The sequence below is a fragment of the Jannaschia rubra genome, from assembly GCF_001403735.1.
Classification (GTDB): Bacteria; Pseudomonadota; Alphaproteobacteria; order Rhodobacterales; family Rhodobacteraceae; genus Jannaschia; species Jannaschia rubra.
Genome location: NZ_CXPG01000016.1, coordinates 19106 through 31667 on the forward strand (window position 1 = coordinate 19106; position 12562 = coordinate 31667).

General features: G+C 65.7%; 9 protein-coding genes and 1 pseudogene. 8 read left to right on the top strand and 2 right to left on the bottom strand.

All coding sequences use genetic code 11. From position 1 onward, the window contains the following. The first annotated feature begins 29 nt into the window (after positions 1-29). The 6 genes from JAN5088_RS07955 (at position 30) to JAN5088_RS07980 (ending at position 7897) form a co-directional block, all read left to right on the top strand. Positions 30-1283 carry a sarcosine oxidase subunit beta family protein gene (locus JAN5088_RS07955; RefSeq protein ID WP_055682299.1) on the top strand — a complete coding sequence of 418 codons (1254 nt, stop codon included), beginning with the start codon at positions 30-32 and terminating at the stop codon, positions 1281-1283. 13 nt (positions 1284-1296) lie between these two features. Further along, a complete protein-coding gene (locus tag JAN5088_RS07960; protein WP_055682300.1) occupies positions 1297-1596 on the top strand; it encodes a sarcosine oxidase subunit delta in 300 nt (99 codons plus the stop codon). Next, the gene (locus tag JAN5088_RS07965) at positions 1593-4586 is read left to right on the top strand and encodes a sarcosine oxidase subunit alpha (RefSeq protein ID WP_055682301.1); all 2994 of its coding nucleotides are present in this window, start codon (positions 1593-1595) and stop codon (positions 4584-4586) included. Before JAN5088_RS07960 ends, JAN5088_RS07965 begins: the two co-directional genes overlap by 4 nt. 13 nt (positions 4587-4599) lie before the next feature. Next, positions 4600-5130: a sarcosine oxidase subunit gamma gene (locus JAN5088_RS07970; protein WP_055682302.1), complete on the top strand. Its 531-nt coding sequence runs from the start codon at positions 4600-4602 to the stop codon at positions 5128-5130. Positions 5131-5211: 81 nt separating this feature from the next. Next, positions 5212-6474 carry a serine hydroxymethyltransferase gene (gene glyA / locus JAN5088_RS07975; RefSeq protein ID WP_055682303.1) on the top strand — a complete coding sequence of 421 codons (1263 nt, stop codon included), beginning with the start codon at positions 5212-5214 and terminating at the stop codon, positions 6472-6474. 4 nt (positions 6475-6478) lie between these two features. Further along, positions 6479-7897, top strand: coding sequence for an L-serine ammonia-lyase (locus JAN5088_RS07980; protein ID WP_055682304.1), 1419 nt, complete (start codon positions 6479-6481; stop codon positions 7895-7897). A gap of 454 nt (positions 7898-8351) precedes the next feature. On the opposite strand, the pseudogene JAN5088_RS18235 reads toward JAN5088_RS07980, so the two are convergent. After that, positions 8352-9313 (bottom strand): annotated as a pseudogene (locus tag JAN5088_RS18235) (IS3 family transposase); the annotation flags it as partial. A gap of 113 nt (positions 9314-9426) precedes the next feature. Between JAN5088_RS18235 and JAN5088_RS19655 the strand changes: the two are divergent. Both JAN5088_RS19655 and JAN5088_RS07990 read left to right on the top strand, forming a co-directional pair. Further along, positions 9427-9624, top strand: coding sequence for an integrase core domain-containing protein (locus tag JAN5088_RS19655; RefSeq protein ID WP_143114760.1), 198 nt, complete (start codon positions 9427-9429; stop codon positions 9622-9624). 529 nt (positions 9625-10153) lie between these two features. After that, on the top strand, positions 10154-10540 hold the full coding sequence (locus JAN5088_RS07990) for an EF-hand domain-containing protein (RefSeq protein WP_055682306.1): 387 nt from the start codon (positions 10154-10156) through the stop codon (positions 10538-10540). A gap of 36 nt (positions 10541-10576) precedes the next feature. On the opposite strand, the gene JAN5088_RS07995 is transcribed toward JAN5088_RS07990, so the two are convergent. Beyond that, positions 10577-12346 (bottom strand): acetolactate synthase 3 large subunit, encoded by a 1770-nt coding sequence (locus JAN5088_RS07995; protein ID WP_055682398.1) that lies wholly within the window; start codon positions 12344-12346, stop codon positions 10577-10579. Positions 12347-12562: the final 216 nt, after the last annotated feature.

The following is a 12562-nucleotide window of genomic DNA, read 5'->3' on the forward strand; positions in this document are numbered from 1 at the left end:
ACGCGGACCGAGAATCCATGAGGATCGCCATGACCCATTTCTCCGCCATGTCCCTGCTGAAGAACGCGCTGAACGGCCACAAGGGCTGGCGCGAGCAATGGCCCGATTCCGAACCCAAGAAGGAATACGACGTCGTCATCGTCGGCGCCGGAGCCCATGGTCTCGGCGCGGCCTATTATCTGGCCAAGGAGCATGGCATCACCAACGTCGCGGTTATCGACAAGGGCTGGCTGGGCGGCGGGAACACGGGGCGCAACACCACGATCATCCGCTCGAACTACCTCTATGACGAGAGCGCGAAGATGTACGACCACGCGCTCGACCTCTGGGAGGGGTTGAGCCAGGAGCTGAACTACAACGTCATGTTCTCGCGCCGCGGCGTTATGATGCTGGCCCACAACGTCCACGACGTGCAGAGCTTCCAGCGTCATGTCCATTCCAATCGTCTGAACGGCGTGGACAACCGCTGGCTGACGCCCGAGGAAGCCAAGAAGTTCTGTCCGCCGCTTAACATCTCCCGGGATGCGCGCTATCCGGTGATGGGCGCCGCGCTACAGATGCGCGCCGGGACCGCGCGGCACGACGCCGTGGCCTGGGGCTATGCGCGCGCCGCCGCCGCGCGGGGCGTCGACATCATCCAGAACTGCCCTGTCATCGCGATCCGCCGCGGCGTGGACGGTGCGGTCGAGGGGGTGGACACCGCGAGGGGGTTCATCCGTGCGCGCAAGGTCGCGGTGTCCGCCGCCGGCCACACCTCCGTCGTGATGCAGAGCGCGGGCGTCCGGATGCCGCTCGAAAGCTATCCGCTGCAGGCCCTGGTCAGCGAGCCGGTGAAGCCCTGTTTCCCTTGCGTCGTCATGTCGAACGCGGTCCACGCCTACATGAGCCAGTCGGACAAGGGCGAGCTGGTGATCGGATCGGGCACCGACCAGTACGTCAGCTATTCGCAACGCGGCGGCCTGCCGCTGATCGAACATACGCTCGCTGCCATCTGCGAGGTCTTTCCAATCTTCACCAGGATGCGGATGCTGCGGAAGTGGGGCGGAATTGTCGACGTGACGCCGGACCGGTCGGCCATCGTCGGAAAGACGCCGGTGAAAGGTCTCTACGTCAACTGCGGCTGGGGCACGGGGGGGTTCAAGGCCACGCCGGGGGCCGCGCATACGCTGGCCCATACGGTCGCGCGCGACGAGCCGCACCCGATCAACGCGCCCTTCACGCTGGAGCGCTTCACAACCGGACGCCTCATCGACGAGGCCGCCGCCGCGGCCGTCGCGCATTGAGGGAGGACATGCGATGCTTCTGATCCACTGCCCCTACTGCGACGAAACGCTGCCGGAGCTCGAGTTCGCCTATGCGGGCGAAGCCCACATCGAGCGGCCGAAGGATCCTTCCGCCCTGTCGGACGAGGAATGGCGCGACTTCCTGTTCATCCGCACCAACCCCAAGGGCACCCATTACGAGCGCTGGCGCCATGTCCACGGCTGCGCGCGCTATTTCAACGCCGCCCGCGACACCGTGAGCGACAAGTTCCTGACCACGTACAGGGCTGGCGAGGCCCGTCCCGATCTGGACCGCAAGGAGGCAGCGGAATGAGCACCTATCGCGTTTCCGGCAAAGGCCGCGTCAACCGCGGCGAGACGGTCCGGTTCACGTTCGACGGCACGTCCTACGAGGGCTATCGCGGCGATACCATCGCTTCGGCGCTGCTGGCGCATGGCGTTCATCTGATGGGCCGGTCGTTCAAGTATCATCGCCCCCGTGGCCCCGTGGCCGCCGGCACCGAGGAGCCGAATGCGCTGGTCGGCACCTCGCGCGGCAAGGGCCGGTTCGAGCCCAACACCCGCGCCACCGCGCAGGAGCTGCGTCGGGGCCTGACAGTCGAGAGCCAGAACAAGTGGCCGAACCTCAAGTTCGACGTGGGCGGTATCAACGACCGCATGTACATGCTGTTTTCGGCGGGATTCTACTACAAGACCTTCATGTGGCCCCGCAGTTTCTGGGACCGGGTCTATGAGCCGATCATCCGCGCCGCCGCGGGTCTGGGCCGCCCGCCCGAGGATCTGGACCCCGACCGTTATGCCTCGCGCTATCTGCACACCGACCTGCTGGTCGTCGGCGCCGGACCCGCCGGGATCGCCGCCGCCTTGGCCGCCGCCCGGGCAGGGGCCGAGGTGACGCTGATGGACGAGCACGCCGAGATGGGCGGATCGCTCCTGTCCGACCCGGACGTGACAATCGAAGGCGCCCCCGCCTGGGAGTGGCTGGCGACCCAACTGGCCGAACTGGACCGCCTGGGCGTGCGGCGGATGACGCGCACGACGGCTATCGGCTACTATCATCAGAACATGGTCGGGCTGTGCGAGAAGCTGACCGATCATCTGGACGATGTGCCCGCCGACGCACCGCGCGAGCGGATGTGGCGTGTCCGGGCGAACCGCGTGGTCCTGGCGCAGGGCGCGCTGGAAAAGCCGCTGGTCTTCGACGGGAACGACCGCCCCGGCGTCATGCTGGCGGGTGCGGCGCAGACCTATCTGAACCGCTACGGCGTCAAGGTGGGCGACCGGGCCGTGATCGTTACCAGTCACGACAGCGCCTATTACGCGGCCTTCGACCTCGCCGACGCGGGCACCCGCATCGCGGCCATCGTCGACACGCGCGACACCCCGCGCGACGACCTGGCGCAGGAGGCGAAGCGGCGCGGCATCGACCTGCTGGCCGGGCACACCGTCACCGGCACCTCAGGCCGGCTGCGGGTGAAATCCGTCCGCGTGGCCCGCGTCAGCGGTGGCAAGGTCACGGACGGGCGAGCCGTCGCCTGCGACTGTCTGCTGATGTGTGGCGGCTGGACGCCCAGCCTGCATCTGTTCTCGCATACGAAGGGCACGCTGAAGTTCGACGATGCGCTTCAGGCGTTCCTGCCGGACTATTCGGCCGAAGACTGTCACATCGCCGGCGCCGGTCGCGGCCTGTGGGGGTATGAGGCAACCTTGTCCGATGGCAATGCGGCGGGCGTGGCGGCGGCGGTGGCACTGGGGCACGAGGCACAGGAAAGCCGCATCGAGGTGCAGGGCGACCGCCCCGGCACCGGCGTCACCCACAAGGAACTGCCGACCGACGGCCAGCCCGGCCGGGCACGCGCCTTCGTCGACTTCCAGAACGACGTGACGGCCAAGGACATCCGGCTGGCGGTGCGCGAGGGCATGCGCTCCATCGAGCACGTGAAGCGCTATACCACCAACGGGATGGCCACGGATCAGGGCAAGATGTCCAACATCAACGGCCTGATGATCGCGTCGGACGCGGTGGGCAAGGCGCCGCCGCAGGTCGGTCTGACCACCTTCCGCCCGCCCTATACGCCCACGACCTTCGGCACCTTCGCGGGTTATCACCGCGGCGGTCATTTCGAGGTCACGCGCAAGACCCCCATCGATGCCTGGGCGGAAAGCCATGGCGCGGCGTTCGAGCCGGTCTCGCTCTGGCGCCGGGCGTGGTACTTCCCCAAGGCAGGCGAGGACATGGACGCCGCCGTCGCGCGGGAATGTGCCGCGACCCGCAATTCGGTTGGCATCTTCGACGCATCCACGCTGGGCAAGATCGAGGTACAGGGACCGGATGCGGTCGAATTCATGAACCGCATGTACACGAACCCCTGGACGAAGCTGGGGATCGGCCGCGCCCGATACGGCCTGCTGCTGGGCGAGGACGGGTTCATCCGCGACGACGGCGTGATCGGCCGGCTGGCACAGGATCTGTTCCACGTCACCACCACGACCGGCGGCGCCGCACGGGTGCTGACGATGATGGAGGACTATCTTCAGACCGAATGGCCCGACCTCGACGTCTGGCTCACCTCCACCACCGAACAATGGGCGACCATCGCCCTGAACGGACCGAACGCCCGTCGCGTGCTGGAGCCGCTGGTCGAAGGGCAGGACATGTCAGCGGAGGCATTCCCGCACATGTCGGTCGCCGAATGCCGCGTGGCCGGTTTTCCCGCCCGCCTGTTCCGCATCAGCTTCACGGGTGAGCTGGGCTTCGAGATCAACGTCCCCGCGCGCCACGGTCTGGCACTGTGGGAGGCGCTGATGAAGTCGGGCGCACAATACGACATCTGCCCCTATGGCACCGAGACGATGCACGTCCTGCGCGCTGAAAAGGGCTTCATCATCGTCGGTCAGGACACCGACGGCACGGTGACGCCCGGCGATGCGAACCTGTCGTGGGCCGTCGGCAAGAAGAAGCCCGATTTCGTGGGCATGCGTTCGCTGGCGCGCCCCGATCTGGTCGCGCCGGGGCGCAAGCAGCTCGTCGGGTTGATGACCGGCGACGGGAAGGTGAAGCTGGAGGAGGGGGCGCAGATCGTCGCCGACCCGAACCAGCCGAAGCCGATGAAGATGCTGGGGCACGTCACTTCGTCCTACTACAGCGCGGCACTCGGGCGGCATTTCGCCATGGCGCTGATCGAAGGCGGGCACGAGATGGAGGGACGGGAGGTCTATGTTCCCATGCCCGACGGAAACCACGCGGCGAAGATCACCACCACGGCCTTCTACGATCCCGAAGGCGAGCGGCTGAAAGTCTGAGGAGGACAGGACGATGACCAACCAGAAGCACGACTTCCCCTGGGTCACGATCGAGGATCTGGCCCCCGACGCCCGCTTCTCGCTGCGCGTGGGCGAGGCGGGGCGGGACCGCGCCGGCCTGACCCTAGGGCTGTCCCTGCCGACCGGCGTGAGCAATGTCGTCCGGCATGGCGAACGCGCCGTCGTCTGCCTGGGGCCCGACGAATGGCTGGTGACCGCGCCGGAGGGCGAGCGGGATGCCATCGTGGAGGCCTTCGCGACCATCTACGACCAGACGCCCCATAGCCTGGTCGAGATCTCGGACCGGGAACTGACGTATCGCATCACCGGTCCCGCCGCGTTCACGCTCATGACCATCGGTTGCCCGCGCGACCTGTCCCGGCTGACCCCCGGCCGCGCGGTCCGCACCGTCTTCGACGGCGCGACGGTGATCCTCTGGCGCGACGCCGAAGATGCGTTCCGCCTTGATGTCTGGCGCTCCTTCGCGCCGCATGTGCGCGACCTTCTGGACACCGGCCGCGCGGAGCTTGCCGCCGGCCTCTGACCGGAGATGCCTTCCGATGTGACGACGGCCGCCTCCGGGTAGCCGCCCCCCACCTCTTCGCCCCGAGAAAGGGAGAGTGACATGCTCGACAAGACCACCGACCGGATCACCGACATCGCCATCGCCGACGCCATCGCGCTGGAACTGGAACGTCAGCAGAGCCAGATCGAACTGATCGCCTCCGAAAACATCGTCAGCCGCGATGTCATGGCCGCGCAGGGCTCCGTCCTGACGAACAAGTACGCCGAAGGCTATCCCGGCCGCCGCTACTACGGCGGGTGCAAACATGTGGACACGGTCGAGGATATCGCCCGCGATCGCCTGAAGAAGCTGTTCGGCGCCGAATACGTCAACGTCCAGCCCCATTCCGGCGCGCAGGCAAACCAGGCGGTGTTCCTCGCGCTCCTCAAGCCCGGCGACAAGATCATGGGGATGTCGCTCGCCCACGGCGGGCATCTTACGCACGGATCGCCGGTGACCATGTCGGGCAAGTGGTTCGATGTCGTCTCCTACGAGGTGGAGGAGGACAGCCACCTGATCGACATGGAAAAGGCCCGCGAGATCGCGCTGGCCGAGCGTCCGAAGCTCATCATCGCCGGCGCCTCGGCCTATCCGCGTCACATCGACTTCGCCGCGTTCCGAGCGATCGCCGATGAGGTCGGGGCCTGGCTGATGGTCGACATGGCCCACTATGCCGGACTTGTCGCCGCGGGCGTCTATCCAGATCCGGTGCCCCATGCCCATGTCGTCACCTCGACCACGCACAAGACCCTCCGCGGACCGCGCGGCGGGATCATCCTGACCAACGACGCGGACCTGGCCAAGAAATTCAACTCCGCCGTCTTTCCAGGCAATCAGGGCGGGCCGCTGATGCATGTGATCGCGGCAAAGGCCGTGGCCTTCGGCGAGGCGCTGGACCCATCGTTCAAGGTCTATGCCAAGCAGGTAGTAGCCAATGCACAGGCACTTTCGGACACGTTGAAGCAGGGGGGGCTCGGCATCGTCTCAGGCGGCACCGACTGCCACATGGTCCTGGTGGACCTGCGCCCAATGGGTGTAACCGGCAAGGCGGCCGAGATCGCGCTCGAGCGGGCCGGCCTGACCTGCAACAAGAACGCCATCCCCTTCGATCCCGAAAAGCCCTTCGTCACGTCCGGCATCCGCCTCGGATCCTCCGCCGGCACCACGCGCGGCTTCGGCGAGGAGGAGTTCCGCAAGGTCGGAACCCTCATCCTGCGGGTGATCGAGGCATTGTCGGCCGACCCGGAGGGCGACGCCGAGGTGGAAAAAGCGGTCCGCGCCGAAGTTCGCGCGATCTGCGACGCCTTTCCGATCTACGGGTGAGTCCATGTTCATCTCGGTCTTCGAGGTCTTCAAGCACGGCATCGGTCCCTCGTCGTCGCACACGATGGGGCCGATGGTCGCCGCCGAGCGGTTTCTCGACGACCTGCGCGGTGCGGCGGAGCCGATCCCCGGCGGTGGTGCGCCCGCGTCGGTGAGGGTTTCGCTGCACGGCAGTCTCGCCTTCACTGGCAAGGGTCATGCGACCGACCGCGCCGTGATGCTCGGGCTGCTGGGACAACGGCCGGATACGATGGACCCGGACGCGGCCGACGACATGCTCGCGGCGCTGGCGGAAAGCCGGACGCTCGACCTGCCGGACCTGCCGCCGTTGGCTTTCGACCCGGCGCAGGATCTGGTCTTCGACTATGGCCCGGCCCTGCCGCATCACCCCAACGGCATGATCTTCCGCGCCTTCGACAAGCGCGGGAACCCGCATCAGACGCAGACCTACTATTCGGTCGGCGGCGGTTTCGTGATGACCGAGACGGAATTGCTGGCCGAGCGCGAAAGCAAGGAGCGCGGGGTCGCCCTGCACGACGCGAAGGCCGGGCGCAGCTATCCCTATCCCTTCGGCACGGCACGCGAGATGCTGGAGATGGGCGCGGCGGCGAAGCTCAGCATCGCGCAGATGAAGCGCGCCAACGAGGTGGCCGGGGGGGTCGCCGATCTGGACGCGAGGCTCGATGAGCTTGCTTTGGCGATGAACGGTTGCATCGACCGGGGGCTCAACCAGGAGGGTATCCTGCCGGGCGGGCTGAAGGTCCGACGTCGTGCCAAGGCGATCCGCGACAAGCTGGAGGCGGAGCGGTTCAGCAACCGCCAGTCGCCCCATGTCGCGAACGAATGGATGGGCGTCTATGCCATGGCGGTCAACGAGGAGAACGCCGCCGGCGGTCGCGTCGTCACCGCCCCCACCAACGGCGCGGCCGGGACCGTTCCCGCGGTGCTGCGGTATTGGCAGGACCATTGCGACGGCCTGTCGGACGATGCCCGACGCGACTTTCTGCTGACCGCCGCGGCGATCGGCGGAATCATCAAGGCCAACGCGTCCATTTCCGGCGCCGAGGTCGGATGCCAAGGAGAGGTTGGCAGCGCGGCTGCCATGGCGGCGGCCGGGCTTTGCGCCGCGATGGGAGGCAGCAATGCCCAGATCGAAAACGCCGCCGAGATCGCGCTGGAGCATCATCTGGGCATGACCTGCGACCCGGCCGGCGGGCTGGTCCAGGTGCCCTGCATCGAGCGCAACGCCTTGGGTGCGATCAAGGCGGTTTCAGCGGCCGCTCTCGCGCTGCGCGGCGACGGCACGCATTTCATGCCACTCGACAACTGCGTCGAGGTCATGCGCCAGACCGGTCAGGACATGAGCACGAAGTACAAGGAAACCTCCACCGGCGGCATCGCCGTCAACCTGCCGGAATGCTGACGTGGTGCGCAACCTGATCGTCACCGGGTCAGGTCGTCCAACCGAGGCCTGACCGCAGCTGTCGCCGGGTGCCTTGCCGACGAAGGCTGCAACATCCTCGACATCGGGCTGTTCAGAGACGAAGCCTCTGGCCGCTTCTTTCCATGGATGATCGTACGCAGCGAAACCGGGTCCGACCACAGCGGGCTTCGCACGGCCCTGGACGAAACCGGTAGATGCGTGTCGCTCTATTTGTCGATGCACCAGGCGGAGCGGCCGAGGCGCGTGATCGTTGCGGCTCCCCGCTTTGTGCACTGCCTAGCTGTTCAGTCCCGGCATTTGGTGGATCGGGTCGAGGATGGATCAATTGGCTCTGATGTCCAGATTGTGCAGATGGATCCGTAGGGCGTGAGACCTCCGAGAGTCCTACGCCATGCGGTCCCTGGAGGTGTTCCTGGTTTCGTGGACGCCTGCCTTGTTCAGTATTTTGCTGCCGTGTCTTGAATTCGACGGGCGACAGCATCCCGTTCGTGTGTTTGCGCTTGGGGTTGTCGAATGTCTCGATGTACTCGAACACGTCCTGCCGCGCGGCCTCTGGGGTCGCGCAGGCCCATGGCCGGATCCGTTCCCGCTCGAGAAGCTGGAAGAAGCTTTCCGCGACTGCGCTGTCATGACAATTTCCGCGTCGGCTCATGCCGGGTTCGAGATCGTGCTGCGACAGGAATGTTCTCCAGTCGTGGCTCCAGAACTGCCTGCCCTGAACTGGGTGAACCAAGACGGTGTCCTTGGGCTTCCTGCGGCGGACGGCCGTGAGCACCGCCTGTAAGGGCGAGCTCCGCTGTCATCCGGGGTTGCATCCAACGCCCGGCAATGGTTCGCCAGCAAACCACGAGAGGGGACCTCGAACTGGCGGTCCAGCCTGTTTTCAGCAGCGACCGCCGGCTTGCCGCCCTGGCCTTCGCCGGCAACCGATCCGGGCTGCGATCCCCGCGTGGCACGGCTTGCGAGCCTCGCGGTTCGGTGAACACGTCTCGCCTTGGGTCCCGTAGATCGTCATGCAGCTTGCGGTAGCCGTAGACCTTGCCGCTGTCAGGCCAGGCATCGCGGATCAGTGAAGTCTGCCGGGCATCTTCCCTGGCCCGCACGCCGAACTCCTCGCGATGCGCCTGAACAAAGGCGTACTTCATCGGAACTCCCGCGCGAAGTACGCGCTGGGCATCGTCCTCGGACCGATGGCGGACAAGCCTCGCCCTTTTTTCCGGGTATCGCGCTCCTCGATCGCCCGCGCCAGCTCGCGCTTCAGACGCCCGATCCCGGTATCCTTTCCACCATCGCCGGGTGACGTCGTCGCGAACTTCCTTTCCAGGCGGAGGGCGAATATGGACCTACCCCGAGCCGCCCCGACACCCCGCTGACCGGGCAACCTCGCTCGGTGATCCGCGCGACCGCATCCCGCTCGAACTCATCGCTGTCACGGCTCGTCCCCTTGTCGACCTCCCGACCTCAAAGTCAGGGGGCGAAGCGTCTGCAAATCTTGGGGCACTTCGGTCATCAGGTTTTCTTGTCCCTGGAACTCCGCTGATCAGGTCAAATGGGAAACGTCGAAATGGGTCGACCAGTATAACAAGACGCGTTTCCACAGCGCTATTCGCTACGTCACGCCTAAAGAAGCAGAGGAAGCCTTCCATGCAAGCTTGAACGCTGCGAAAAAAAGCAGCCTAATCATTGAACTAGAAACTCTCCCATAAATCCGGGGCGGATTTAAGTTAAGGAACGGTGGACTTCTTCCGCCACACCCTCGACGAGGGCGGTCAAGCCTGTCGCGATAGGATGTTGGCTATATCGCCTTGAAACGAAGCAAAAACCGCTAAAACGCGAGATTTCTATCTTCCTTAGCCCAATGAGTGAGTTGCGAGGAAAAATTTTCGCAGATCGGAGCGTCTCGACAGCGAGCGCCAACTTCAAAGACACCGCGAGAGGGGCGACCTGTCGCGACGATCACGGCAGCTCTGGCTTCAGTTGGGTCTCACCGGATAGAATGCGTTATCCTGCAGGGTCGCCCTTTTTTTTGGAACGCTCCGTGCAGCCGTACGGAGCGATCCCGCCGTCGGCGGAATTCGGAACGGTTTTGGGCATGGTTCTGCCGGCACGTGGGCGACAAGCGACCGGATGGCGGAGCGACCCCACCGTCAGGTGGCGAAGAGGGAAGACGTCGCGCAGACCCGGATCGAGGGGCCGGCATGTTGCCGTCCGAACCGTGACAGGAGATCGACCGACATGAAGAAGACACTACTGACCGCAACGACCATCGGCGCCGCGATGATGCTGGCCCAACCTGTGCTTGCCCAGGCCGCGTGGGATACCGACGGCGATGGCGCTCTGGGAGCGGAGGAATTCGTCGCGGGCTTCGGCTCGATGGGGACGTTCGCGAATTTCGATGCAGACGGCAACGGCCTGCTCGACGCGACCGAATGGGGCAGCGGCCTGACCGAGGTGGGTCAATACGAGAACATGGACCTCAACGGCGATGGCGGCGTGGACGAGGCGGAGTACAATGCGCTCCTGTTCAACCGCTACGACGCCGACGGGTCGGGCACGATCGACGCGACCGAACTGGGCACGATCGAGGCCGACATGACGCCGGGCGGCATGCTTGGCGGTTAGGCAGGGCATGGGGGCGGGCGACCGCCCCGATGCGCGCTAGACCAGGACCGATCCCTTGGCGTCGATGACGCCCTGGGTCCCCGCCTCGGCCATCAGCATCTCGTTGTGGGCTTTCCCCGACGGGATCATGGGGAAGCAGTTCTCGTGCTTCTCGACCAGGCAATCGAAGATCACCGGGCCGTCATGGGCGATCATCTCGGCGATGGCCTCGTCCAGATCGGCCGGGTCGGAGCAGCGGATGCCCTTGGCCCCGAAGGCTTCGGCCAGCTTGACGAAATCGGGCAGGGATTCAGACCACGAATGGCTGTAGCGCTCGCCGTGCAGAAGCTCCTGCCACTGGCGGACCATGCCGAGCCGTTCGTTGTTCAGGATGAACTGCTTGACCGGCAGGCGGTATTGCGCGGCGGTTCCCATCTCCTGCATATTCATCAGCCACGACGCCTCGCCCGCCACGTTGATGACGAGCGCATCCGGGTGCGCCACCTGGACGCCGATGGACGCTGGGAAGCCGTAGCCCATGGTGCCGAGGCCCCCGGAGGTCATCCAGCGGTTCGGGTCCTCGAAGCCGAGGTATTGTGCAGCCCACATCTGGTGCTGCCCGACCTCGGTGCAGATGTAGCGGTCATGCCCCTTGGTCAGCGCCTCCAGCCGAGCGACGGCATGCTGCGGCTTGATGGTCGGGCCATCCTGCCGGAACTTCAGGCAATCGACCGCGCGCCAGCCCTCGATCTTCTTCCACCACTTCGCCAGTCCGGCCGCATTGGTTTTCGACCCGCGCGATTTCCACAGCGCGAGCGCATCCTCCAGCACATGCGCCACATCGCCCAGGATCGGGACATCGGCCTTGACCACCTTGTTGATGGAGGATGCGTCGATGTCGATGTGCACCTTCTTCGACTGAGGCGAAAAGGCTGAGAGCACGCCCGTGATCCGGTCGTCGAACCGCGCGCCGACGTTGATCATCAGGTCGCAGCCGTGCATCGCCATGTTCGCCTCGTAAAGGCCGTGCATCCCCAGCATCCCCAACCACGCCTCGCCCGACGCAGGGTAGGCGCCCAGCCCCATCAGGGTCGAGGTGATTGGAAAGCCCGTTGCCCCCACGAACTCCCGCAGGAGCCGGGACGCGGCGGGCCCCGAGTTGATGACCCCGCCGCCGGTGTAGAACACGGGCCGCTCGGCCCGTTCGATGAGCTCAACCATCCGCTCGATCTCGGCCGCGTCCCCGCGCAGGCGGGGCTGATAATGCGAGGTCGCCACGCGCGTCTTCGGCACATAGCCGGCCGAGGCGAACTGCACGTCCTTCGGGATGTCCACGAGCACCGGACCGGGTCGGCCCGAGGTGGCGACATGGAACGCCTCGTGCAGGACGGCTGACAGGTCGGCGGTGTCCTTCACCAGCCAGTTGTGCTTGGTGCAGGGCCGGGTGATGCCGACCGTATCCGCCTCCTGAAAGGCGTCCGATCCGATCATGAAGGTCGGCACCTGGCCCGACAGGACGATGACCGGAATGCTGTCCATCAGCGCATCGGTCAGGCCGGTCACGGCGTTCGTCGCTCCCGGCCCGGAGGTCACGAGCGCCACGCCGATCCGGCCCGTGCTGCGCGCATAGCCTTCGGCCGCATGGACGGCGGCCTGCTCGTGGCGGACGAGGATGTGGCGGATCTTCTGCTGCTGGAAGATCGCGTCATAGATCGGCAGGACCGCACCGCCGGGATAGCCGAAAATGGTGTCCACGCCCTGATCCACCAGCGCCTTCACGACCATATCCGCCCCGGTCATCTGCTTGCCGCCCGTCTGCTTGTTCATCATTCCAAATCCTCCGGCCGTCCGCCTCTCAGTAAAAACCCTCCGGGGGGGGGATCCACCGGAGGGCGCATGGTCACCTTTATGGTCGCCGATCCCTCAGCCCATGCATCCCTGTCCGGTAATTACGAGAAGCGTGGTCATCCGCGTTTCCTTCGCACCTGCGCCATCCATACCGACCGGGCGTCGGGGGTCAACAGGCTGCGGCGGATAAAATTG